This is a genomic window from Salinicola avicenniae, from assembly GCF_023736115.1.
In the GTDB taxonomy this organism is placed as follows: Bacteria; Pseudomonadota; Gammaproteobacteria; order Pseudomonadales; family Halomonadaceae; genus Salinicola; species Salinicola avicenniae.
This window is the reverse complement of sequence record NZ_JAKQZC010000002.1, coordinates 241,632-264,894: the sequence shown is the minus strand read 5'-3', so window position 1 is coordinate 264,894 and position 23,263 is coordinate 241,632. Positions and strand designations below refer to the sequence as shown.

Sequence of the window (23,263 nt, the reverse complement as noted above, 5' to 3'; positions counted from 1 at the left end):
AGATCGGACACGGTCAGTCGCACGAGACGCTCGATCTCCCGAGATCGAGGGCGTCTACGGGCACTATAACCAGTTTTCCGCCGCGGTAGTCGAAAACATGGGCGGCCGTGGGACGCGTAATCCAGGCGCTCAGATCGCGGCTTCGGCCGACCAGCCAGCCGCTCGGATGCGATTGCTGGAACTCGCAGATCGACCGAGCGTCGCCATCCAGTGTCAGCAGTGGGCGCTGCAGGCGACCGGCGAACTGGAAGGTCGCCTGATAGCCGTTGCCGTCGAACGCCACCGGAACATTGGCCAGTTCCAGCGCGGCAAGGAGACGTCCCGGCGCCTCGACGTCATAGCGGCTCCATAGCGGCCCCAGCAGCAGCTGTGTGGCGAGCAGTACGGCGACGCCGCTGGCGAGTGCCAGCTGTCGCGTGGCGCGTGCGGCGTGTCGCCGGGGCTGGCGCCAGAGCAGGGCGGCCCACAACAGCAGTGCCGCGGCACCGAACGGAGACAGGGTCTGCGCATTCAGGACGCCGTGACCGAGGACACCAAGCCCGAGCCCGGCCAGGCCGAGCAGTGCAATGGCTAGCGCGACGCCCCGTTGACGCCCGGTCAAGCTGCCGCCGCGCTGCCCCAGCCGGTCCATGATCAGCAGGGCCAGCGCCGGTAGCAGCGGCATCAGGTAGTGAATCTGCTTGCCACTGATCAGCGAGAAGACCAGCAGCGACGGCAGCAGCCAGAACCACGCCAGTCGCTGATGGCGATGACGCGGACGTTCCGGCCAGGCGGCGGGCCACAGCGACCAGGGAAAGGCGAGCACCGGCAGCCACGGCAGATACCACCAGTCGGGCCGGGCATGCGCCATGGCGTCGTGCAGGCGGTCGACGCTTTGCGACCACAGCAGGTCGGTGGCATAGGCCTTGCCGCCGATCACGACGGCGGGCAGTAGCCAGGCCAGCAATATCGCCATGCCAAGCGTGAGCGCCAAGACGAGATGGCGTCGCCCTTCGGTGCCCAGCGGCGTGGCCCGCCACCAGCGCATGCCGAGCACGATCGGCGCCAGCACAAGCAAAGCCACCGGGCCCTTGGCCAGCAGCGCCAGGCCGAGCCACACCCCGGCGTTCACGGCCCGTGCGCGGCTCAGGCGGTCCCCCGCCAGTGGCGAGATGACGCCCAGCAGACAGGCAGTGAGCAGAACATCGAACATCAGCGCGCCGCTGTAGAGCGACCACATCAGCATCGACATCAGTACCAGCGGCGCCAGACGGGCGCGGCTGCCGGCGTAACCCAGGCGGCGCGCGAGGCGGTAGAGGTGGGCCATGGCCACCAGCGATGCCAGCGGCGAGATCAGCCTGGGCCACCAGTCATTGACGCCGAATAGCGTCCAGCCGAGGTGGATCAGCCAGAACAGCAGTGGCGGCTTGTCGGCGTAGGTGTCGCCATTCATCAGCGGTACCCACCAGGCGTGGGCGTTCCACATCTCCCAGGCCACCGAGACGTAGCGTGTCTCGTCGATCGGCATGAGGGGTCGCGAGAGCGCACCTGCCAGGGACAGGGACCAGAGCACGGCGACGACCAGCCAATCCCGATAGCGGGAGTGCCAGGCGGGCGCGAGCCAGCGTTTGGAGACGTTGAGCGTGGTAATCACGGTTATCGTCCGGGCCAGTGTTGGCGCCAACACTGCGGCGTGACACTTAACGCAACATTAGGGGGCGCGCATCGACGTGGGGGGCGATTCACGGCAGGCAGGATTGTCGTGCGGGGTCGCCGATAGCCGGCCGTCTGCGCTACCGAGATAAGAAAGCGTTAAGCTGGCTGTGTCTCAATGCAACACGATTCTCGGAAACTGCTGACTCGTTGGCGAAGACAAGGGCGGACTCGGCAATGCGCGTACTGCTGATAGAAGATGATCCACTGCTGGGCGACGGTGTTCGCACCGCGCTGATTCGCGAAGGTTATGCGGTGGACTGGATGACGCGGGGCGGCGATGCGCTGGAAGCGGCGCGGGTGGAACCCTTCTCGCTGGCGATTCTGGATCTCGGCCTGCCCGACATGGACGGCCTGGCGGTACTGCGGGAGTTGCGCCGTGGCGCTTCGCTGCCGGTCCTGATTCTCACCGCGCGGGACGCGGTCGATCAGCGCATCGCCGGGCTCGATGCCGGTGCCGATGATTACGTGCTGAAACCCTTCGATCTGCAGGAGCTGCTGGCGCGCATGCGGGTCATCACCCGGCGTGCCGAGGGGCGTTCGACGCAGCTGTTGTCGATCGGGCGTCTGACCATCGACGAGGCGCAGCACGAGGTGTGCTGGGACGGGACGCCGATCACTCTCGGCCGGCGCGAGTTCGCACTGCTGCTGGAGCTGGCCCGGCATCGTGACAAGGTGATGTCGCGGCCCAAGCTGGAGAGCCTGCTCTATGGCTGGGGAGAGGAGATCGGCTCCAATGCGTTGGAAGTGCATGTGCACCACCTGCGACGCAAGCTCGACAAGCACCTGATCACCACGGTGCGTGGCATCGGCTATCGTCTGGACAGCCGTGCGGCATGACCTCGATTCGTCGCTACCTGAACCTGACGCTGGCCGGGGTGCTGATCGTGGTGATGGCGCTGGCGGTGACCGCGGCCTATCTGGTGACCCGGCATGAGATGGAAGAGATCTTCGATGCGCAACTGAGTCTTCAGGCGCGTATCGTGTCCGCGCTGGTCGACGTCAACACCACGGCGGACGAGTACGCCGCCATCGCCGAACAGCTTTCGCAGCCCGACCACTTCGCCCGTTGGTATGATCAGACCGACAACGTGGTCTCGCGGGTCAGCGAACCGCGCCTCTATTTCCACGAGGAGCGGATGCTGTCGCTGGGCTTCTGGGATGCGGCTCGGCGGCCGGTATTGATGGGGGCTCGCTGGAACGAGGCGGGCGAAAGCTTTCCCCCGCCTCCGTCGGAAGGGCATCGATGGGTCGATTACGATGGCGACCACTGGCGCGTGTTCAGCATGCCGATCGAGGGGCAGCGCTGGGTCAGTGTCGGGATTCGCCAATCCTTCCAGGATGAACTCTCCAACAAGGTGGCCATCGGCAACTTCGTGCCGCTACTGCTGGCGTTGCCGGTGCTGATCTGGCTGATCGCCCGACTGATCCGACGAGGGCTCAAGCCGATCGACCACCTGTCGCGCCAGGTGCAGACGCGGGACGAAAACGACCTCAAGGCGATTCGCGTCGCCGTACCTCGCGAGCTGCAGCCCCTGCGCAGTGCGCTGAACGATTTTATCGAGCGGCTCGGCCAGACACTCGAGCGCGAGCGCCGCTTCACCGCGGATGCGGCGCACGAGCTGCGTACGCCGCTGGCGGCCATGAAAATTCACCTCGACAACGCTCGCTATGGTGAACCCGAGGCGCTGGACAAGGCCTACAACGGCATCGAGCGCCTGCAGCGAGTGGTCGAACAACTGCTGTTGCTGGCGCGACTGGATCTGAACGGCGAGCGGCCCCAGCCGCAAACGCTGGCGTTGCAGACCCTGGTGCTCGACCTGGCCGCCGATCTCTGGCCGCTGGCGGAATCGCACGATCAGTCGCTGATCGTCGAGGAGGGAGCGGCGGTAGCCGTTCGGGCCAACCCGACGGAGCTCGGTATCCTGCTGCGCAACCTGATGGACAATGCCTTGCGCTATACGCCTCCGGGCGGTGAGGTACGTGTGGCCATGGGGGTTGAGCAGGGGCACCCCTGGCTGAGTATCGCGGACACTGGCCCGGGGATCCCCGATGCGCTGCTGGAAGCGGTGACCCAGCGCTTCCAGCGCGCGGCCGACCAGCGGATCAGCGGCAGCGGCCTGGGCCTGGCGATCGCCGTGGAGATCGCCGAGCGGCAGCGCCTGAGCCTGATGCTGGCCAACCAGGAATCGGGTGGGCTGATCGTCCGCCTACGCTGGTGGGATGCCGTCGAGTCGAATCGCGAGGCGGTAGCGTCCCACTCCCTCTCCTAGCGGCCGATGCATCTCTCTTCTGGCTGCCGATCCCCTCTCTCCTGGCGGCCGATGCGCCGATCGCGCATGTTGCCGCCTTTATCGGATAGGTCGCCGCCTTCGCAATCCTTTCAGCGGGTCAGAGACGCGGCGCCTGGCCGCTGGGGTCGGGCAGCGTCGTCGGCGCCACGTAGAGCGGCGCGGCCCCGACGTCGCCAGCGCAGCCTTGAGTCGCGGTACCCGGTATCAGCCACCAGTCATCACCGTTCTGCACGCCCATGTCCCTGACCTGTTCACGATCCAGGCAGGGGTAGTCCTCCGCTTGCCGCGCCATGGCCAGCATCCAGCGGCCGCGGTCTTCCGCCAGCCAGGCGAAGGCGCGGCGAAACTGGTCCGCCGACGGCGTGCGGTCGCCGAACTGGACGCTGGGCTGGCGTGACTGCAGGAGGAACTCCTCGTCGAAGTCCGGCAGCGCCAGCCACGTCCCTTCGCCAGTGATCGTGACGACCTGATTCATCATGGCGCGAGGAGAGCGTGCCGGGTCCTGCAGGGTGTAGCCCCAGGTCGACCAGCTGACCCAGAACGCGACCAGCCAGAGTGTCAGCGCGTAGAGACCGCGGCGCGGTTTCAGCCAGATCAGCAGTATCAGGGCCAGTGCGCCGATGACGCTCCACCAGGCCCAGGGGTAAAGGTCATGGCGCTTGGCCAGGCTGTCGAGTACCGGTAGCCCGAGCGCGCCGAGAAGACCGGCGCCGAGCAGCAGGCCGCCGAGCAGCGCCAGCAGGCCGAAGCCTAGCCAGTGCAGCAGCCGGATTCTCAGCAGGCCGGGCAGTAGCGGCGCCAGCGCGAGTACCAGCAACGGCAGTGTCGGCAGCATGTAGACACCCCGCTTGCCGGGCGACAGCGAGAAGAACATCACGATCAGCACAAGTGATGCCAGAGGCAGCAGCACGGCGACATCGGCGCGTCGCGCGCGGCGCCACCAGGCGGGGAGCGCCCAGGGCAATGCCAGGACCAGCGGTATCCAGGCCCACGGCAGGACTTTGACCAGGTAGTAGTACCAGGGCTCGAGATGGGCCCAGGAGTCGGCATATCGCTGGCCCGTCTGCTTGAACAGGATATTGTCGCGGTAGGTTGCCAGGCCGGGATCATCGCCGAAGGTGGCCATCAGGATCATCGGTACGCCCCAGGCCGCGATGCAAAGTAGCAGTACCCCGGCGCCCCGGACGAGGTCCGCCAGTCGCAACGGTGTTGCCAACCCGCGCCAGGCGAACCAGAGCCAGGCCGGCAGCAGCGTCAGCGGCAGGATGCCGACCCCCTTGGTGATGATGCCGATGCCCATGGCTGCCCAGCCGATCAGCCACCAGCGCGGTGCCGGCCCGAGCAGGGCGTGGCGTAGCAGTCCGTAGCTGGCCAAGGTGGTGAAGAACGTCAGCATCATGTCAATCTGCGCGGTCTTGGCCTGCAGCACGAACTGCAGCGAGGCAAGCAGGGCGCCGCCGGCCAGCAGCGACACGCGACGGCCATGCAGGCGGCGGCAGAGGTCGATCACCAGGACCAGCACGCCCATGGCGCTCAACGTGGTGGGAATCAGGAAGCCAAGGCGAACGGAGCCGGTCAGCCAGATCGACAGCGCCGAGGCCCACATGAAGACCGGTGGTTTATCCGGGTACAGTTCCCCGCCACGGTGGGGAAACCAGAATTCGCCGGTGCGCAGCATCTCCAGCGCATTCAGGGCGAAGCGCGGTTCGTCGGCAGGCCAGGGATCGCGCCAACCGATCCCCACCCCGAGCAGCAGCACGGCGAACAGCAGTAGCAGCAGCCAGGCGCGACGGTAACTGGACGCGTCGGAACCGATCCAGAACGCGCCGTGAGAAGGGAGCAAGCGAGGGCCGAGCAGACGACGGAAGACTTCGGCGGACCGCCGGCTCATGGCGCCGTCCCCTCCCGCTTCTCTCTCCGGATCAGCATCAGGTTGCGGAGGTAGATCACCAGTCCGGCGCCCTGACCGGCGATAAAGACCGGATCACGTCGGTAGATGGCGTAGGCCAGCAGCGTCGCGCCGCCGCCCAGGCTGAAGAACCAGAACGCGACCGGAATGACACTGCGACGGGCCCGCTCGCTGACCAGCCACTGGATAATGAAACGCGCCGAGAACAGCGCCTGGCCAACGAAGCCGATCGTGACCCACACCCACTCCGTCATCATGACGAGGACTCCTCCGCTGCCACGCTGTCGCGATCGACGGTGGGAGAGGCCTCGGCGACTAGCGGTGCCGGCAGCCGGCTGCGACGGCGAAGCCACATCACACCGACCATGTCGATCAGGCCGACCCACAACCGATTGTTGAGTCCGTAATGAGAGCGACCCGTGCCACGCGGGCGGTGATTGACCGGCAACGACACGCAGGTCCCCCCCTGAGCGCGGACCAGCGCCGGCAGGAAACGGTGCATGTGATCGAAGTAGGGCAGCGCCAGGAAAGCCTCGCGGCTGACCACCTTGAGGCCGCAACCGGTATCCGGCGTGGCATCCTTGAGCAGGGCGCTGCGTACCCGGTTGGCGATGCGCGAGGAGAGTCGCTTGAGCCAGTCGTCGCGGCGATTGACGCGATGACCTGCCACTAGCGTGACGTCTCCCCGGCGGGCACGTTCAAACAGCGCCGGCAGGTCGGCCGGATCGTTTTGGCCGTCGCCGTCGAGGGTCGCCAGCCACGCGCCACGCGCGGCGCGGGCAGCCTGCCAGACCGAGGTGCTCTGGCCGGCGCTGGCGGCATGTCGCAGCGGTCTTAGCCTGGCGTCGTCGGTTGCTCGTCGGCTCAGCAGCGTCCAGGTGTCATCGGTCGAGGCATCGTCGACGACGATGACCTCATGTTCGATCTGGGCCAGCGCTGCAGTGATCTCGTCAAGCAGGGCGGGAAGGTTGCCGGCTTCATCCTTGGCCGGGATCAGGATCGATAACAGGGGCGAGTGCATCAATAGGCGTTCCTGGCAATCGCATTCCCCGACATGGCGTGAAGTGGCAGGTCACCTTCGCGACGGGGGCTACGGGGAGGAAACCATGGGGCTCCCTCTCTTTATGAAATCGTTGCGCGTGAAAAGCAAACCGTTGTCCGCGCAGGGCGTGAGGCAACATGGTCACTGTCGCGACTTAACGAAGACTTAAAGAGCGCCGTGGCTGGCATTGAGCCAGTCCGCCAAAGGTCGAGGGAAAGGATGCAGCGGGAGAAAAGCGGGCCCGTCGGCCGCCTCGCGGCGGTGGCAAAGTGGGCAAAGCCCAACGGCCGGTAAGGGGGCTCAGCTGAACAGGTCCGGCTGGGCGAGCGGAGGTCGGAAACTGCCGGTATCGAGCCCGGCATCGGGACGCCGCGACAGGCCATGGCGTCGGGCGGCGTGGCGGAAACGCTGGGCGATCATGTCGACGAACAGCCCGTCGCCCTGCATGCGATGGCCGAAACGGCTGTCGTTGTTCTGGCCGCCACGGGACTGGCGGATCAGGCTCATCACCTTGGCGGCTCGCGCCGGATAGTGAGCTTCCAGCCAGGCCTCGAAAAGCGGAGCGACCTCGCGTGGCAGCCGCAGCAGTGTCCAGCTGGCGCTGCTGGCCCCGGCACTGGCCGCCGCCGTGAGTAGCCGTTCGATCTCGCTGTCGTTGATCGCGGGAATCACCGGCGCCACCAACACGCCCACCGGGATGCCACAGTCGCCTAGTTCGCGGATGACCTTGAGCCGGGCTGTCGGCGAAGCCGCGCGTGGCTCCAGCGTGCGCTTCAGGTCGTCGTCCAGGGTGGTGAGGCTGATGAAGACGCGAACCAGTCGCCGTTCCGCCATCTGCGCGAGCAGATCCCGATCACGCAGAATCAGCGTGCTCTTGGTCACCAGCGTCACGGGATGACGGCATTCCAGCAGTACGTCCAGCAGTGATCGGGTGGTGCGGTAGTCGGCTTCCAGTGGTTGATAGCAGTCGGTATTGCCGGAGAGATTGATGGGGCGGCAGACGTATCCAGGCTTGCACAGCTCTTCGCGAAGCCGGTCAGCCATGCCGTGCTTGGCGATCAGGCGAGTCTCGAAATCGAGCCCGGGCGACAGGTCCCAATACGCATGACTGGGGCGCGCGTAACAGTAGATGCAACCATGCTCGCAGCCTCGGTAGGGATTGAGCGAGCGGTCGAAGCCCAGGTCCGGCGACCGATTCCAGGAGAGCGCCGTTCGTGGCGTCTCCTGCTGTATTTGCGTCGGCAGGCGCGTCGTCTCGATCTCCTGCCACCAGCCATCGTCCTCTCTTTCGACACGGCTGGGCAGGAAGCGATTATCGGGATTGAAGGTGGCGCCACGGCCCTTGCGAGGTGAGGAGGACATGGTTGTACTCCAGGAAGCTGTTTATAAATACAGTATTCTGGTGAGGTAGACGGAAAAAAGCAAACTCCACTGAAGATTGGCACCAAGTCTCGTAATTAAATGTCACCCAATGGATTTGATGTGTCATTTTGTATCGACTTGGGGTGGTTTTTCATCTCCAATAAATCAGGATCGTTCAATGTCAAATCGCCGGTTTCAACGCACGGCGCCATTGTCCGATGGCTAGCCGAGTCTCCCGCCGGGAAACCGGTATCATGAAAATTCGTTTGGGTAAGGGAAAAAGCATGACAGCAACCGTGTTACGCACGGCCGGCACCGTCGTCACTGTCACCGTGGGTATTGTTCTGGGCTGGACGGCCGCCTATCAGTTGCCCGGCAGCGAGAAGGCTGCCGATGATGGTGTACCGTCAGAACCGCGTGAGGTGGGTGACGCACTGACAGGTGAACTGACCTCCGCGAGTCAGCTCAACGTCAAGGACGGTAGCCGTTACGCGCGGATACCGGTGCAGCTCGACGCCGATACCTTCGTGCAGTTCGAGCTCGATGGCCCCCTCGACGGCACCCTGAGCCTGCTCGATGCCAACGACAAGTGGTTGGCCTCTTCCGCCAACACGGTCGCGGCTTCCGGGCTCGCTAGCGAGGGCGGTTCGGTCAGCGTCGGCGCCAACATCGAGGAGGCGGGCACCTACTGGCTGGCGGTCAGTGGCCGTGACAGTCGTAGCTACGGCCCCTTCGAGGTCGAGAGCCGTACACTCGACGTGCGTAACGACGGCGATCTTGCCACCGAAGATGAGGTTGCCGGGTTCCTCACGAAGGATCCCAACACTTATACGCTTGGCGTCGAGGAAGCTGGCCTGTACCGCTTCACCATGCGCAGCGACGTGGTGGACGCCTACCTTCACTTGACCGGCGACGGCGTGGACGCCAGCGACGACGATTCCGGTGGTGGGACGAGCGGCTACGACGCCCAGCTGACGGCATACCTGGAGCCCGGCGACTATGAGATCGAGGCGAGTGCCTACGGCTCCGTGACGAGCGGCATGTATTCGCTGGTGGCGGAGCCGCAGCCGCTGCCGCTGCCGACCGGTGACACCTTGCGCAACGGCGGTGAAGTCTCGGCCGGAGACGAGCTGACCGGCTACATGAGCGGGGATGGCCGCGAATACACCTTGAATGTCGACGAGGCGGCCAGCTACACGATCGACATGCGAGCCGACGACCTGGATTCCTATCTCGAGTTGACCGGCGAAGGGGTGACCCTGAGCGACGACGACAGCGGCGGCGACTACGATGCTCGTATCCAGGCGGTTCTGCAGCCGGGTACCTATACCATCCGCGCCTCGAGCTACGGCTCCGGTAGCGCGGGGCTATTCACGCTGGCGGTGGCCACCTCGGAAGCGAATGTCCTCTCCGAGGAAGAGCGTCGCCTCGACGGCGTCGGGCGTCTCGAGGACATGCTGATGTCTAACGGTGGTACCGACTACGTCTGGCACATCGACGAGGCCGGTCGCTATGCCGTGACCATGCGCTCCAGCGACCTGGATGCCTTTCTGATGCTGACGGGTGACTCCGGCATCGATCTGTCCGACGATGATAGCGGTGGTGGCTACGACGCTCGCATCGAGACGAATCTGGCGCCGGGTGACTACACGGTCAATGCCAGCAGCTACGGTGGTGGCACGGGCAGCTTCGAGCTGCAGACCGAGAAACTCGACTGACGCGCTTTCCCGGCGTCACGGCATAAAAAACGCCTCGCAGCCTGGCTGCGAGGCGTTTTCGTTTTCAGTCGGTTACCGGCCAGCAGTTACCGGCGCGAGACGCCGCTCAGAAGCGCAGTCGGACGCCGGCTTCCAGATAGCGGTCCTGCGTGTTGTAGCCGTCGGCAAGCTGGTACTCCTTGTCGAAGGCGTTCTCCAGCTTGGCGGAAAGCTCGATCTCCGGCGTGACTTGCCAAGCGGTGCGCAGGTCGACGACGCCGTAGCCGGCGACATCGACATCGCTGTAGTCACTGTCGGGTCGTTCACGGGAGGCGCGTAAGGTCATGCCAATGCCGATGGTTTCATAGCGATAGTCGGCATCGAGACGGCCGTAGAGTTCGGCGCGCCTGGCCAGCTGGTCACCGGTTTCCCGGTTTTCCGGATCCTGGCGTGTCACCGATGCCTTGAGTGACAGGCCGCCCTGTTGCCAGCCACCAGAGAGCTCGACGCCGCGGATTCTCGCTTCGTCGACGTTGTAGTACTGATAGCGACCGCTCGCGCCCAGTTCGGTATTGAGCAGGTCATCGATGCGGTTCTCGAAGACACTGACGCTGGCATTCCAGCCGCTGCGATCATAGCGCCAGAAGAGCTCGGTATTCTTGGAGGTCTCGGCATCCAGATCCCGGTTGCCGTAGGCGCTGTAGAGCTGGTAGAGCGTCGGTGCCTTGTAGGCGGTGCCATAGCTGGCGCCGATTTGCTGGTAGGCCGTCAGATGGTAGGCGTAGGCGATGTTGCCGGTTGTCTCGTCACCGAAAAGCGAGTCGTCATCATAGCGTAGCGACCCGCTCAACTGGTGGCGGCCGTATTGGCGCTGAACCAGCCCGTAGACGCCGACGTTGTCGCGGCTATCCCGGTCCACCGTATCCCAGATACTGTCGTAATCGATGCTGTCGTGGCGGTAGTCAACGCCGAGACTCTCGAGGCCGTCGTCATGGGTGAAAGTGTGCTGGAGGCCGAGCTCATCCCGCTGCGTCTTGGTCATCGTCTCGCGCTCGCCGGCCTGGCGATCATCGCGACGCTCGTCGAAATGCCCCGCCGTCAGGCGCATGTTCCAATCCGGCTTTAGTGCGACATCGAGGTTGCCGCTGACATTCTGCTGGTAGCCGTCGCTGGTGTAGTCGCTGGCGCCGTAGCTGTCGTAGTCGCTGTTGAAGTCCTGGCGCAGCGCCCGCAGGCTGCCGCTGACCCGGTCGCTGAAGCGATGCGCGATGCCGAGCTGGCCGCCGGTGGACTCGAAGCCGTCATCCTCGCCGCTGAGGTCGGCTTCGGTGGCATTGAAGCCGTCGCCGTCACGATGGAACAGGGTGGCATTAACTCGCGTGTCCGCGTTGCCTGTCGACACGTGGGCGCTCTGCTTGGCGAAGCCGTCCTCGCCCGCCCGCAAGTTAAGGTCGCCGTGTGTGCCTTCGCCACCGCTACGGGTAAAGATCTGGATCACACCGCCAATGGCATCGGAGCCATAAGCGGCAGCGCGCGGTCCCCGGACGATCTCGACGCGCTCGATCATCTCGGGCGTCAGAAATTCGAGACTCGTGGCTCCGTTCGACGACGAGGCGGAGTTGATACGCACGCCATCGACCAGCACCAGGGTGTGATTCGAGTTGGTGCCGCGCAGGAACACGCTCGAGGTGGTGCCCGGTGCACCGTTCTGCGCGATTTCGATACCGGCGCGTCCCTGCAGCAGTTCGATCAGGTCATCGGCCTGACTGCGTTCGATCTCGTCGCGGTCGATGATGGTGGTACTGGCCAGCACGTCGGCCTGCGATTGCGGCAGGCGGTTGGCAGTGACTTGAACGTCGTCCAGCTGCTCCTGAGCCTGCGCGATCTGGACCGTCATCGAGAGGGCCAGTGCGACGCCGGAGGCGACGGCGTTTGGTTTGACATGCATGTGAAATGATCCCCAAGCGCATCACGGCATCACCGGATTCGGGCGCCGCTTTCGTGTCATCGGATACGCGATGGGAGGACAGCGGGGACGGCCCGGCAACGGGCAATGGGTACCCGGCAGGCGTGTCGCCACTGATCGAGCCCTCCGCATCAACCAGTGAGGAGAAACGTGCCGGTCTCCGGACTTGCGCGCGATGACAGTGTCTGTCATCCGACGCCCACGCCTTCCCGCGATGACGACGGTTCCCTTGATGTCTCGGTCGTCGGTTCACAGTGGCTGGAGGGGCCTGGCGGCCCGCCCGGTGGGGTCTGACGCGATTACCGTTGCGGGGGCAGTACGGGATTTTCACCCGTTTCCCGAGCACACGTCTCTCGACGGATCAGATTTTCGCAGTTTCCGTTCGGCAAGGGAAACGCCGACGCCTCAGGAAGAGGCGTCGGTCTCGCTGGCCTCCTGCAGCACCAGCTCGACGCGACGATTGCTCGCGCGCCCGTCGGGTGTGTCGTTGTCGGCCAGCGGGTGGGTCGAGGCATAGCCGATGGCGCGCAGGCGATCGCCATCGACACCGGCCAGGCGCAGCACACGGACCACGGCCGAGGCACGCGCCGCCGACAGTTCCCAGTTGGAGGGGAAGCGGTCGGTAGCGATCGGCACGCTGTCGGTGTGTCCCTCGACGGAAATGGTGCCCCGAAACTCCTCGAGCAGGGGGACCAGACGGTCGATCAGTCGGCGACCGTTGTCGCTGAGCCCGACGGCGCTCGAGTCGAACAGCAAGTGATCCTGGATGCGCAGGTTGAAGCCATGGGGGATGGCCGTGACTTCGACGCCATCGATCTGCGGCAGGGCTGGCGGTGCGTCGGGCAGGTCGAACAGCGGGACACGAAAAGCCAGTGACACCGTTGATGTCGACAGCGGCTGCATGGCGGGCTCTGAGTGAAGGGCGGGCGCTGGATCGTAGAAACCGACATCGCTGGCCAGCGGGGACGGGGCCAACTGACGCGGGGGGCGATAGAACTCGCCCAGCGTCTGCGAGGGCAGTGGCGCAGCCACGACGGTGGTTGGCACCTTGAGCGGCAGAAAGGAAGCGGCGGGAGCCAGCGCGACATCGCGGTCAAGCAGCTGGCCGCCGTAGAGCGCTAGCATCAGCACGAAGAAGGTGATCAACAGCATCAGCATGTCGAGATAGCTCATCAGCCACGAGTCGCTGTCGCTATCGCGGGCGGCATCCTCGAACGGGCCCTGATCGAACAGCAGATCCGTGAACGGGCCGCCGGGATTGATGGCGATCTGGCTCATGAGGTTTCGGTCGCCGGCGTGGCAGCGAAGGTGCCTGGGCTGTCGCGCATCTCGTCGTGATGTTCGACGCGATAGGTATTGAGCGCTTCCTCGATAAAGGCGGGCAGGCGACGCTTGCTGACCATGCAGATGCCCTCGAGCAGCAGCGTCATGGCCATCAGCCGAGCTTCGGTGCGGCGCTCGAGTTTCACGGCGATCGGCTTGAACACGAGATTCGCGAGCAGAATGCCGTAGAAGGTGGACATCAGCGCCACGGCGAGTCGCGGACCGATGACGGCGAGGTCGCCGGCCTGGATGACCTCCAGCATGTTGATCAGCCCAACCAGCGTGCCCAGCATCCCGAAGGCTGGCGCGTAGACGGCCATGGTCCGCAGGATCTGCGCTTCGATACGCTCGCGAGCCTTGACCCGGACCATGCGCCAGCGAAGCATCTCGCGAATCTCTTCCTCGCGGGTATTGGCGATGACCATCTGCATGCCGGTGCGCAGAAACGGATTGGTGGTCTGTTCCAGGGTACCTTCGATGGCGCGGATGTTGCCGCGGCTCCAGTGTCGAGACATCTCGATAAGCTGCTCGAGGTCACTGTCCAGTTCCGCCGCGAGCGGCTCGCGGCGAAAGACTACGGCGATCTGACGCCAGAGCCGCTGCATCTCCGCGAGCGGGTAGCTGATGAAACTGGCAGCCAGCGTGCCGGTCAGCACAATGGCAAGCCCGGTCAGGTTGAAAAAGGTGCCGGGGGCCTGTGCGGTGAATAGCACTACCGTGGCCAGCAGCAAGGCGCTGGCAATGAGGCCGATAAGCGTGGAGGGATTCATGAACGGCTCGCTACCTGGAAGACGGGCGTGGTGCTCATCTTAAGCCGGGGGGCGCGCGGCCAAAGGCGCTAATTGGCGCTGCTATGAGGCGCTTTTTGCGATCACGTGAGCGCCTTCGTCATCATTCAGGCGCTTTGGGCGGCCGGTACTTGGCGCTCGCCGGCCGCCTCGTAGTCGATAAAGCGGGTCGGGTCATCGCTGATCACGCCATCGACGCCCCAGTCCCATAACTTCTCGAAGGTGACCGGATCGTTGGCGGTGTAGCAGAACAGCTTGATCTGTTCGTCGGCGATCTCGCGGGCGCGCTTGATCTTCAGCTTGCGCCAGTCGAGATGCAGGCTGTAGGCGTCAAGGCGCTCGGTCTCTCTCCACCAGTGCTTGGGCGCCTTGTCGTCGAGCACGCCAAGCCGCAGTCGAGACGGGTCCGGCTCCACCTCGCGGGCGGCCGTGAGCGCGTGCCGATTGAAGGAGGAGACGATCAGCTGGGACGGCGACAGGCGCGCCAGTACGGTGGGCAGCGAGGCATGGACGAGCTCGGCGGCATGGCGGCCGCGGGCGACCTTGAGTTCGAGATTGAGGCCCATCCCGAGGCGTTGGATCAGGGCGAGCATGGCGTCCAGGGTCGCCATGCGCTCGCCGCGATACTGGGCGCCGAACCAGCCGCCGACATCGAGTTTGTTGGCGCGCTCGGCCGTCAACTGGCTCAGTTTGCCGCGACTGTCCGAGCAGCGCTTGACGCCGGGGTCGTGCCAGATGACCGGTGTGCCATCGCCGAGCAGCTGCACATCCAGTTCCACCCAGGTGCAGCCGGCATCGTGGGCGGCCTGAACCGCGGCTAGCGTATTTTCGGGGGCGCGAGCGGAAAGACCTCGATGGGCGATATACCGGGGTAGTTCGAAGCGGGCGTCGGATCGGATCATGCGGCTGATGTCTCCGGCGTCCGCCATGCCAAGCGTTCGCCACTGTCCAGAGCGAAGAGGTGAGGGCGTGGGCGGGGCGGCCGCACGACCAGAATTTGACCTTCGTCCACCAGGCGAGCGCCGTCAAGACGAATCTCTGGCCCGATGAGAGAAAAGGTGTGCCGAAGAGACATCGTCGTGCCACCTTCCTGTTTTTACCCTATCGGCAGGGAACACGATGACTGAACCCCGCATTGTCCTGGTTTGCCACTGAGGGGCGATGTTTACCACTGAGGGGCGATATCGGCATCGGGTCATGACGCAATCGTCACTTGTCGACCGCGCCCTAGACTAGGGCGGGCAGATGGCAGAACGATGACAGGTCGCCGGCGCGGGTTGCGGCGCAGGCGTGAGTCAAGGTGCCCGTCTAAGGTCTGGGGGACGAACGTCGGGGCGTCGAACCTACTGGTAGCGAGAGTATGGTAGGCTGCGCGCCTTTGCCCATGGCGTGGCCCGGTGCCGGCGCCGAACGTTTCCAGCGCGGAGAGTGTGATGAAGGTCGTCCACGTCAAGAATCCCGAGAGTCGCGAGGCCTGTCTCGCCAAGCTATGCGCCAATATCTACGGTCAGGATGCCGGGTTGGCGCCGTTGGTGACCTTTGCCGGCGTTCTGGGCGTCCTGTTCGAGCAGGACGCGGCGCGTCTGTTCGCGCTGACCGACGACGAGCACCAGATCCTCTCGCTGGTCATGGTCTCCTCGGATGTCGATGGCGCGACCATGGAGGTTGGCATGCTGTCGACCGCCGAAAAGGGGGCGAGCACCGCACATAGTCGGGAGCTCGTGCGCATCCTCGCGGAGAAGGCACCGCTGCGCGTGACGGCGAACGACAAGGATGGCGAGGCGTTCTTCCGGACGTGCGGCATCGAGCGCTGGATCGACGGCGAGGATGGACTGCGGATCGGGCTGGGGCCGCGACATCCCGCGCCGGTGCAAGGGATCCTGCCGAGCACGGTGCGCTTCAATGGCGAGGGCATCCTGCGGACTTTCAAGCAGGAGCGCGAGACGTTCGAGCACTACAAGTCGCGTTTTCTCGACGCGCTGGCGCGGTATACGCCGACCTTGTAAGCGATTGGCGACTTGACCCGCCCGGTGAATGGCGCTTCGATGAACGTTGACGAGTGACGATTAGCCGAATAAGGAAAGGTCATGGCCAAGCGTATCCAGATAACCCGCACGGGCGGTCCCGAGGTTCTCGAAAGCGTGGAGGTCGAGCCGGCCGCGCCGCAGGCGGGTGAGGTGCGTGTCCGCAACCATGCTATCGGTCTCAACTTCATCGATATCTATTTCCGCACCGGTCTCTATGCGGCTCCCGCCATGCCTTCCGGGCTCGGTACGGAAGGAGCGGGCGTCGTGGATGCCGTCGGCGATGGGGTGACGGACCTCGCGGAAGGCGATCGCGTGGCCTATGCCCAGGGGCCGCTCGGTGCCTATGCCGAGTACCACGTCCTGCCGGCCGCCAAGGTGGTCAAGCTGCCCGAGGATATTGCCTTCGAGATCGCGGCGGCGAGCATGCTCAAGGGGCTGACCGCCCAGTATCTGCTGCGCCAGACCTACCCGCTTCGGGGCGGCGAGACGATTCTCTTTCATGCGGCGGCCGGCGGCGTCGGGTCGATAGCCTGCCAGTGGGCACATGCGCTCGGCGTCAAGGTGATCGGCACCGTGGGTTCCGAGGAGAAAGCGGCGCTGGCCAAGCGCAACGGCGCCTGGGCGACGATCAACTATCGTGAGGAAGACGTGGTCGAACGGGTGCGTGAGCTGACCGATGGCGCCATGGTGCCGGTGGTCTACGACTCCGTCGGCAAGGATACCTGGCTGACCTCTCTCGACTGCCTCGCACCACGTGGCCTGATGGTGAGCTTCGGCAACGCCTCGGGGGCGGTCGAAGGCGTTAATGTCGGCATCCTGAATCAAAAGGGCTCGCTGTTCCTGACTCGCCCGAGTCTCAATGGCTATGCCGATACACGCGAGCGCTTCCAGGAGATGTGTCTCGACCTGTTCGACATGCTGGAGAGCGGCAAGGTCAAGGTCGACATCGCGCAGCGCTTTGCTCTCGACGAGGCTGGCAAGGCGCAGGAGGCGTTGGCTTCGCGACGTACCACCGGCTCGACGATTCTCGTGCCGTGATCGGGTGACCGAATCGGCGGTCGGTGTGGCGTATTGCCTCGCGGTGGCCCGACAGGCCAGAACATGAACGAACCGGTGTCGCCTTGGGGCGGTACCGGTTTTTTTGAGAGTGCCTGCCGAGGCGCTGGCGGCCCGTAGGCGCATTGCCCTCGCGACAGGGAGTCGTTGCCATGCCGGATGCCTATTGGGTCTTTGCCGTTCTGGGGCTGACGCTGATCGCTTTTGTCTGGGGGCGCTTCCGCTACGATCTGGTTGCGATGGCGGCGCTGTTGTCCTGCGTGATGTTGGGCGTGGTGCCGGCAGACAAGGCCTTTGCCGGCTTCGGGCATCCGGCGGTGATCACGGTCGCTGCGGTGTTGATTCTGAGTCGCGGCTTCGAACACGCCGGCGTGGTCGACTGGATTGCCGAGAAAACGCTCAAGGCGGGGAGTCGCCCTGTCTGGCAGCTTGCCGTGCTGACCCTGACGGTCACGTTGCTGTCGGCGATGATGAACAATGTGGGGGCGTTGGCGCTGTTGTTGCCCGTGGCGGTAAGGGTGGCCCGCGAGCACGACACGTCCCCCTCGCTGCTGTTGATGCCGTTGGCCTTCGGTTCGCTGCTGGGGGGGCTGATGACCCTGATCGGGACGCCGCCCAATATCATCATCAGCAGCTTTCGTGCGTCGCGCGGGGAAGGGGCGTTCAGTATGTTCGACTTCACCCCGGTTGGCGCCGGCGTCGCCCTCGCCGGTGTGCTGTTCATGATCGCCGTCGGCTGGCGCCTCACGCCACGGCGCCAGACACGCGCCAGTGCCGATGAGCTTTTCGAGACGGCGGCCTATCTCTCCGAGCTACGCGTGGCCGAGGAGGCCAAGGCGGTTGGCTGGACCCTGCACAAGCTGCGTGATCTCTGTCGTGAGCCGATTCCCATCCTCGCCGTGCTGCGTGGCGACGAGCGCTACTCCGGCCATGCCTTCCATGGCCCGCTGGCGGCCGGTGATATCGTGCTGCTCGAGGCCGGACCGGAGGATCTCAAGCTGCTCGAGGACAAGGCCGGCCTTGCGATCGGTGCGCCGGAAGATACGGAAGGCGCGGACGATGTGGAAGGCGCGGACGACGGTGCCGGCAAGCACGAGGCGCCACAGCAGGGAGAAAACAGCCAGGCGAAGGAGGGCGCTCCGCGTCCCTCGCTGGACGCGGAGGATTTGCAGCTGATCGAGGTCGTCGTCCGCAACGACTCGATGATGATCAATCGAACCGTGGCCCAGCTGCGACTGCTCAACCAGCACGGCTTGCATCTGGTAGCGGTATCGCGGGATGGCTCGCGCCTGAAACAGCGACTGCGCGACGTGCGCTTCCGCCCTGGCGATGTCCTGTTGCTGCAGGGCGACGAGGATGGCCTGGGCGACAGTCTGTCGACGCTGGGGTGTCTGCCGCTGGCCAGTCGCAAGCTGTCTCTGGGGCAGCCGCGACAGCTGTGGCTGGCGCTCGGTGTCTTCGCATTGGCGGTCGCGGCGATGATCTTCGATCTGCTGCCGGCCGCGGTAGCCATGTCGCTGGCGGCGCTGGTGACGCTGGGGCTAGGTGTCCTGCCGCTGCGAGAGGGATACGATGCGATCGAAGGCTCGGTTATCGTGCTGCTCGCGGCCATGCTGCCGGTCGGGCAGGCGCTGGAAACCAGCGGCGGCGCCGGCATGATCGCCGAATGGTTGTTGCGGCTGGGCAGCGATTGGCCGCCGGTGGTGACGCTGAGTGTACTGTTCGCGCTGACGCTGCTGCTCTCCAACATCATCAACAATGCCGCAGCGGCATTGCTGATGGCACCGATCGCTGCCGGGCTCGCGAGCGGTTTCGGCGTGTCGCTCGACCCCTTCCTGATGACGGTGGCAGTCAGCGCATCCTGTGCCTTCCTGACCCCCATCGGGCATCAGTCGAACACGCTGGTGATGGGGCCGGGCGGCTACCGGTTTCACGACTACTGGAAACTGGGCCTGCCGCTGACCCTGGTGGTCATGGTGACCGCCATTCCCTTGATTTTGCTCATTTGGCCGTTATCGTGAGCCGATTCCATCAGCCCGGTTCATGATGATGACTACGTCCGACTTCCTTCTCCCCCGCCGCCGTCCCGGCCGTCTGAGGCGGTGGCCAAGCGCCTGGCTGGCCGCCGGCGCAGCGCTGTTGCTTGCCGGCTGTGCCGGCCCTGACGCTCGGCCGGCGGGGACCACCACGCCCGGCGCCGTCAGCGAACCATCGGATACGGCCTCGACTCGGACTGCCTCGGTCCCGCGACGAGTCGGCGAGGCGACCTACTATGCAGACTTCTTCGAAGGACGCCCTACGGCGAGCGGCGAACTCTACGACAGTCAGGCGATGACAGCGGCGCATCGTACGCTGCCGTTCGGGACGCGGGTGAAGGTCACTACGCTGGATACCGGCGAGAGTGCCGTGGTCACGATCAACGATCGGGGTCCTTTCGTGAAGGGGCGCATCATCGATCTGTCGGCGCGTGCTGCCGAGCAGATCGGGTTGATCGAGCAAGGCAAGGCCGATGTCCAGTTGCAGGTCCTGTCGCCCTAGGGGGCGAGGCAGCGGCACGCCTGTTCGTTCGTGCTGATAGAAACGACGACGCCCGGCTCGATGAGCCGGGCGTCGTATCATGGCCGTCATGCCGCTCGGTGAAGCTCACGGCATCAGGCGGGCGCGTCGTCCGTCTCGCGACGGCTGGCGGTTTTGGCCTGTCGCGTGACAAAGGCATCGAAGGCGAAGTCGTCCACCGTCAGCATCTCCAGCACCTCCGCTTCGTGGGCTCGCATGAAGGTGGCATCTTCCTCGCTTATCAGCTCGGCCTCGTACGCGGCGTCGATCCATTGCTCCGGATGCAAGGCGTCTTCAGGAAGCTGACGCTTCCCTTTGGCCTTCTGGAGCGTGCGGTAGATCGCCTCGGCACGTTCGGCGTCAGCCAGCAGGGCGTTGTAGCGGGCCAGCGCGTTTTCTTTCTGACCGCTCTCCCAGGTATCCCAGGTGTCGCGAATCATCTTGTGGCGCAGCGCGCTGTCGGTGGAAATCGCCTTTGCGATCTCTCGCGTCAGCCGGTCCTGTGGCTTCGACCAGCGGCGTCCCAGCGGCATGGTGACGACCGATAGCGTCTTGCCCAGCGCCCGATTGGGCAGGTTGTCGAAGAGGTCGATGAACGCCTGTTCCGTACGGTTCAGCAGTAGCCGACAGCTGTAGTGGAAGAGCGCGGGTTCGGCATCGACGCGGTCGGTGTCGTGCCACTGCTTGAGCACCATCGACAGCAGATAGAGATTGGACAGGACATCGCCGAGCCGGGCCGAGATCATTTCGCGCTGCTTGAGCTTGGCACCGAGGCTGGCCATGGCGGCATCCGCGCAGAGACTGAAGGCAGAAGAGAGCCGCGCGGCGTCCTGAGCGTAGGGTTTGGCGACGTCGTCGAACGGCACTTCCGGTCGGCCGATGCCGAACGCTTCGGTAAAGGCACGCGCCGCGTTGCCGAAGATCAGGCCGAGATGACGGAAGAAAAGGCGGTCGAAGGCCTGGGCGTCGTTGGCATCCTTGGCGGCGAGCTCTTCGAGGACGTAGGGATGACAGCGAATCGCTCCCTGACCGAAGATCATCAGGTTGCGGGTCATGATGTTGGCGCCCTCGACCGTGATCGAGACCGGGTTGGCGCTGTAGCCGATCCCCAGGTAGTTGCGCGGCCCGAGCGTTACCGTGCGGCCGCCGTGCACGTCCATGGCGTCGCTCAGGATGTCGCGCTGGAACTCGGTCAGCTGGCTCTTGAGGATGGCCGAGGGGACGGCTGGCTTGACGCCCTGGTCGATGGTGTTGGCCGTCTGCATGACCGCAGCCTGGGAGATATACGCCTTGGCGGCGATGCGCGCCAGCGGCTCCTGCACGCCCTCCATGTCCGCGACTGCGACATTGAACTGGCGCCGTATGCGGGTGAACCCGCCGCTCCAGCCCACGGCGTAGCGACCGATGCCGGCGGCCCCGGAGGGCAGCGTGATGCAGCGGCCCACGGAAAGACACTCGACCAGCATGCGCCAGCCCTGGCCGGCCATTTCCAGGCCGCCGATCAGGTAGTCCAGCGGGATGAAGACATCCTTGCCGCGGATCGGGCCGTTCATGAACGGGCTGCCGATGGGATGGTGGCGGCGGCCGATCTCCATGCCTTCGGTGTCACGCGGGATCAGCGCGCAGCTGATGCCGATATCGCTCTCGCCACGCTCCAGCAGGTTGTCCGGATCGAACAGGCGGAAGGCGAGACCGACCACCGTGGCGACGGGAGCCAGCGTGATCCAGCGTTTCTCGAACGTCAGCCTGAGCCCCAGCACTTCCTTGCCTTCGTGCTGGCCGCGACAGACGATGCCGACATCCGGAATCGAGGTGGCATCGCTGCCGGCGCGTGGCCCGGTGAGGGCGAAACAGGGGATCTCGCGGCCATCGGCCAGGCGTGGCAGGTAGTGGTCTTTCTGCGCTTCGGTCCCGTACTTCAGCAGCAGCTCCCCCGGCCCAAGCGAGTTGGGCACGCCGACGGTGCTCATCAGGGTTTCGTTGAAGGCCAGCTTCTGCAGCACGGCCGACTGCGCCTTGGCCGAGAACTCCAGCCCACCGTAGGCCTTGGGAATGATCATGCCGAAGAACCGCTCGCGCTTCAGGTAGTCCCACAGTTCGGGCGGCATGTCGGCGCGCTCGCGGGCGATTTCCCAGGCGTTGCACATACCGGCGGCGACCGAGCATTGCTTGTCGATAAAGGCCTGCTCCTCGTCGCTCAGCTTGGCATGGCGGTAGTCGATCAGCGTCTGCCAGTCCGGGCGACCGCTAAAGAGCTGGCCGTCCCAGGCGACTGTGCCGGCATCCAGCGCGACTCGCTCGGTCTCGGACACGCGCGGCGCGATCTTCTTGAACAGGGCAAAAAGCCGCGGCGACAGCCAGCGCCGGCGCAGCGGCGCGAGGCCGCAGATCGCGACGACGGCTGCGGCAATGAGCAGTAGCGAACCGATGACCGTCGCGTCCAGAATCAGCCCGATGACGCCGAGGATCGCCAGCACCGCCAGCGCAGCGGTGGCACCGGCCTCGCGGCGCATGACGATCAGGCATCCAGCGATAGCGGCGAGGAGAAGCAGCAGTGTGGTCATGTCGAACTCCGAAGGAGGGAAGCCGAAATTCAGACGGGCGTTTGAATTTGATTTTAGCCTAGCGGATTGCCCGGAAAGAGGCTAGAGGCGAGAGACTTATCCTTTGGGCTAGCCCCTCCAAGGCTCCGCGTGGATCGGGGGGATGCACGCGCTCACGATGGTGTAGCAGGAGGCCGAAAGGTGGCGTTGGGGGGGAGGTCGAAAGGGCCGACAACGGGGCTTCTGAGGAAGGCGATGACGCGTCGGCGATGGCTAGCTTGTTCGCCCGCCGGCGCATGAGCGCCGAAGGGCGGGACGATCAGGCCTCGTCGTAGCCCTGTTCCTTGAGTGCTAGATGCCAGCCGCCAAGATCCTTGAAGCGATTGACGATGGCGCAGAACAGCTCAGCGGTGCGCTCGGTGTCGTAGCTGGCCGAATGCGCGGAGGCATTGTCGAAGTCGATGCCTGCAGCCTGGCAGGCACGTGCGAGCACGGTCTGGCCGTAGGTCAACGCCGACAGGGTCGCCGTATCGAAGCTGGAGAACGGATGAAAGGGGTTGCGCTTGATGGCGCAGCGGTTGACGGCCGCGTTGAGAAACCCTTGGTCGAAGGACGCGTTGTGTCCGACCAGGATGGCCCGCGAGCAGCCGTGAGACTTGATCGTCTTGCGTATTGGCTTGAAGATGCCGTCCAGCGCTTCCCGCTCGCTGACCGCGATCTCCTGGCGGAAAGGGCTCTGCAGGTCGATGCCGGTGAAATCCAACGCAGATTGCTCCACGTTGGCGCCCTCGAAGGGGGCGATATGGAAGGCGATCGTCTCTAGCGGCAGCAGGTTGCCCTGCTCGTCGATAGTGAGGGGAACGGCGGCGATCTCGAGCAGGGCGTCGGTTGCCGCGTTGAAGCCGCCTGTCTCGATATCCACCACCACCGGGAGATACCCGCGAAAACGCTGCGCCATCAGCTCCCTTGTGCTGGCGTCCGACATGCAATGACTCCCGTTCCCTAGAA

The 23,263-nt window shown here is 64.9% G+C and carries 18 protein-coding genes and 1 riboswitch; of the genes, 7 read left to right on the top strand and 11 right to left on the bottom strand.

The features are described from left to right. Nucleotides 1–13 precede the first annotated feature (13 nt). On the bottom strand, nucleotides 14–1,633 hold the full coding sequence (locus MC381_RS04670) for an ArnT family glycosyltransferase (RefSeq protein WP_251976572.1): 1,620 nt from the start codon (nucleotides 1,631–1,633) through the stop codon (nucleotides 14–16). Between the two features lie 236 nt (nucleotides 1,634–1,869). On the opposite strand from MC381_RS04670, the gene MC381_RS04665 reads away from it, so the two are divergent. Both MC381_RS04665 and MC381_RS04660 read left to right on the top strand, forming a co-directional pair. Further along, complete coding sequence (locus tag MC381_RS04665; RefSeq protein WP_251976571.1) at nucleotides 1,870–2,532, top strand: response regulator; 663 nt, start codon at nucleotides 1,870–1,872, stop codon at nucleotides 2,530–2,532. Continuing rightward, a complete protein-coding gene (locus MC381_RS04660) occupies nucleotides 2,529–3,965 on the top strand; it encodes an ATP-binding protein (protein ID WP_251976570.1) in 1,437 nt (478 codons plus the stop codon). The genes MC381_RS04665 and MC381_RS04660 overlap by 4 nt, the downstream gene beginning before the upstream one ends. 118 nt (nucleotides 3,966–4,083) lie before the next feature. Here the strand turns inward: MC381_RS04660 and MC381_RS04655 are convergent, their stop codons facing one another. The 4 genes from MC381_RS04655 to MC381_RS04640 form a co-directional block, all read right to left on the bottom strand. Beyond that, the gene (locus MC381_RS04655; RefSeq protein WP_251976569.1) at nucleotides 4,084–5,877 is read right to left on the bottom strand and encodes an ArnT family glycosyltransferase; all 1,794 of its coding nucleotides are present in this window, start codon (nucleotides 5,875–5,877) and stop codon (nucleotides 4,084–4,086) included. Further along, nucleotides 5,874–6,152, bottom strand: a complete 279-nt coding sequence (locus MC381_RS04650; RefSeq protein WP_251976568.1) for a lipid-A-disaccharide synthase N-terminal domain-containing protein — start codon at nucleotides 6,150–6,152, stop codon at nucleotides 5,874–5,876. The genes MC381_RS04655 and MC381_RS04650 overlap by 4 nt, the downstream gene beginning before the upstream one ends. After that, on the bottom strand, nucleotides 6,149–6,916 hold the full coding sequence (locus tag MC381_RS04645) for a glycosyltransferase family 2 protein (RefSeq protein ID WP_251976567.1): 768 nt from the start codon (nucleotides 6,914–6,916) through the stop codon (nucleotides 6,149–6,151). Before MC381_RS04645 ends, MC381_RS04650 begins: the two co-directional genes overlap by 4 nt. 321 nt (nucleotides 6,917–7,237) lie before the next feature. Continuing rightward, nucleotides 7,238–8,299 (bottom strand): PA0069 family radical SAM protein, encoded by a 1,062-nt coding sequence (locus MC381_RS04640; RefSeq protein WP_251976566.1) that lies wholly within the window; start codon nucleotides 8,297–8,299, stop codon nucleotides 7,238–7,240. Between the two features lie 284 nt (nucleotides 8,300–8,583). On the opposite strand from MC381_RS04640, the gene MC381_RS04635 reads away from it, so the two are divergent. Beyond that, the gene (locus tag MC381_RS04635) at nucleotides 8,584–10,017 is read left to right on the top strand and encodes a hypothetical protein (protein WP_251976565.1); all 1,434 of its coding nucleotides are present in this window, start codon (nucleotides 8,584–8,586) and stop codon (nucleotides 10,015–10,017) included. A gap of 106 nt (nucleotides 10,018–10,123) precedes the next feature. Here MC381_RS04635 and MC381_RS04630 read toward each other — a convergent pair whose 3' ends face one another. From MC381_RS04630 to MC381_RS04615, 4 genes are all read right to left on the bottom strand, one after another. Then, a complete protein-coding gene (locus MC381_RS04630) occupies nucleotides 10,124–11,944 on the bottom strand; it encodes a TonB-dependent receptor domain-containing protein (protein ID WP_251976564.1) in 1,821 nt (606 codons plus the stop codon). Between the two features lie 152 nt (nucleotides 11,945–12,096). Continuing rightward, a riboswitch (cobalamin riboswitch) is annotated at nucleotides 12,097–12,327 on the bottom strand. Between the two features lie 40 nt (nucleotides 12,328–12,367). Next, nucleotides 12,368–13,240, bottom strand: coding sequence for an OmpA family protein (locus tag MC381_RS04625; protein ID WP_251976563.1), 873 nt, complete (start codon nucleotides 13,238–13,240; stop codon nucleotides 12,368–12,370). Continuing rightward, complete coding sequence (locus tag MC381_RS04620) at nucleotides 13,237–14,055, bottom strand: motility protein A (protein ID WP_251976562.1); 819 nt, start codon at nucleotides 14,053–14,055, stop codon at nucleotides 13,237–13,239. Before MC381_RS04620 ends, MC381_RS04625 begins: the two co-directional genes overlap by 4 nt. A gap of 125 nt (nucleotides 14,056–14,180) precedes the next feature. Next, nucleotides 14,181–14,975 (bottom strand): glycerophosphodiester phosphodiesterase family protein, encoded by a 795-nt coding sequence (locus MC381_RS04615; RefSeq protein WP_251976561.1) that lies wholly within the window; start codon nucleotides 14,973–14,975, stop codon nucleotides 14,181–14,183. Between the two features lie 531 nt (nucleotides 14,976–15,506). On the opposite strand from MC381_RS04615, the gene MC381_RS04610 reads away from it, so the two are divergent. From MC381_RS04610 to MC381_RS04595, 4 genes are all read left to right on the top strand, one after another. Beyond that, the gene (locus MC381_RS04610) at nucleotides 15,507–16,079 is read left to right on the top strand and encodes a hypothetical protein (RefSeq protein ID WP_251976560.1); all 573 of its coding nucleotides are present in this window, start codon (nucleotides 15,507–15,509) and stop codon (nucleotides 16,077–16,079) included. A gap of 81 nt (nucleotides 16,080–16,160) precedes the next feature. Next, nucleotides 16,161–17,138: a quinone oxidoreductase family protein gene (locus MC381_RS04605; protein ID WP_251976559.1), complete on the top strand. Its 978-nt coding sequence runs from the start codon at nucleotides 16,161–16,163 to the stop codon at nucleotides 17,136–17,138. Between the two features lie 170 nt (nucleotides 17,139–17,308). Next, entirely contained in the window at nucleotides 17,309–19,177 is a 1,869-nt protein-coding gene (locus MC381_RS04600; protein ID WP_251976558.1) for an SLC13 family permease, read from the top strand. Between the two features lie 22 nt (nucleotides 19,178–19,199). Further along, nucleotides 19,200–19,694: a septal ring lytic transglycosylase RlpA family protein gene (locus tag MC381_RS04595; protein WP_251976557.1), complete on the top strand. Its 495-nt coding sequence runs from the start codon at nucleotides 19,200–19,202 to the stop codon at nucleotides 19,692–19,694. 113 nt (nucleotides 19,695–19,807) lie between these two features. On the opposite strand, the gene MC381_RS04590 is transcribed toward MC381_RS04595, so the two are convergent. Both MC381_RS04590 and rnt read right to left on the bottom strand, forming a co-directional pair. After that, a complete protein-coding gene (locus MC381_RS04590) occupies nucleotides 19,808–22,276 on the bottom strand; it encodes an acyl-CoA dehydrogenase (protein ID WP_251976556.1) in 2,469 nt (822 codons plus the stop codon). A gap of 298 nt (nucleotides 22,277–22,574) precedes the next feature. Then, complete coding sequence (rnt, locus tag MC381_RS04585; RefSeq protein ID WP_251976555.1) at nucleotides 22,575–23,240, bottom strand: ribonuclease T; 666 nt, start codon at nucleotides 23,238–23,240, stop codon at nucleotides 22,575–22,577. Nucleotides 23,241–23,263: the final 23 nt, after the last annotated feature.

What these genes read in the sequence shown, in the direction of transcription:
- MC381_RS04665 (WP_251976571.1), top strand. Translation starts at nt 1,870, where the DNA reads ATGCGCGTACTGCTGATAGAAGATGATCCACTGCTGGGCGACGGTGTT.
- MC381_RS04660 (WP_251976570.1), top strand. Translation starts at nt 2,529, where the DNA reads ATGACCTCGATTCGTCGCTACCTGAACCTGACGCTGGCCGGGGTGCTG.
- MC381_RS04655 (WP_251976569.1), bottom strand. Translation starts at nt 5,877, where the DNA reads ATGAGCCGGCGGTCCGCCGAAGTCTTCCGTCGTCTGCTCGGCCCTCGC.
- MC381_RS04650 (WP_251976568.1), bottom strand. Translation starts at nt 6,152, where the DNA reads ATGATGACGGAGTGGGTGTGGGTCACGATCGGCTTCGTTGGCCAGGCG.
- MC381_RS04645 (WP_251976567.1), bottom strand. Translation starts at nt 6,916, where the DNA reads ATGCACTCGCCCCTGTTATCGATCCTGATCCCGGCCAAGGATGAAGCC.
- MC381_RS04640 (WP_251976566.1), bottom strand. Translation starts at nt 8,299, where the DNA reads ATGTCCTCCTCACCTCGCAAGGGCCGTGGCGCCACCTTCAATCCCGAT.
- MC381_RS04635 (WP_251976565.1), top strand. Translation starts at nt 8,584, where the DNA reads ATGACAGCAACCGTGTTACGCACGGCCGGCACCGTCGTCACTGTCACC.
- MC381_RS04630 (WP_251976564.1), bottom strand. Translation starts at nt 11,944, where the DNA reads ATGCATGTCAAACCAAACGCCGTCGCCTCCGGCGTCGCACTGGCCCTC.
- MC381_RS04625 (WP_251976563.1), bottom strand. Translation starts at nt 13,240, where the DNA reads ATGAGCCAGATCGCCATCAATCCCGGCGGCCCGTTCACGGATCTGCTG.
- MC381_RS04620 (WP_251976562.1), bottom strand. Translation starts at nt 14,055, where the DNA reads ATGAATCCCTCCACGCTTATCGGCCTCATTGCCAGCGCCTTGCTGCTG.
- MC381_RS04615 (WP_251976561.1), bottom strand. Translation starts at nt 14,975, where the DNA reads ATGATCCGATCCGACGCCCGCTTCGAACTACCCCGGTATATCGCCCAT.
- MC381_RS04610 (WP_251976560.1), top strand. Translation starts at nt 15,507, where the DNA reads ATGAAGGTCGTCCACGTCAAGAATCCCGAGAGTCGCGAGGCCTGTCTC.
- MC381_RS04605 (WP_251976559.1), top strand. Translation starts at nt 16,161, where the DNA reads ATGGCCAAGCGTATCCAGATAACCCGCACGGGCGGTCCCGAGGTTCTC.
- MC381_RS04600 (WP_251976558.1), top strand. Translation starts at nt 17,309, where the DNA reads ATGCCGGATGCCTATTGGGTCTTTGCCGTTCTGGGGCTGACGCTGATC.
- MC381_RS04595 (WP_251976557.1), top strand. Translation starts at nt 19,200, where the DNA reads ATGATGATGACTACGTCCGACTTCCTTCTCCCCCGCCGCCGTCCCGGC.
- MC381_RS04590 (WP_251976556.1), bottom strand. Translation starts at nt 22,276, where the DNA reads ATGACCACACTGCTGCTTCTCCTCGCCGCTATCGCTGGATGCCTGATC.
- rnt (WP_251976555.1), bottom strand. Translation starts at nt 23,240, where the DNA reads ATGTCGGACGCCAGCACAAGGGAGCTGATGGCGCAGCGTTTTCGCGGG.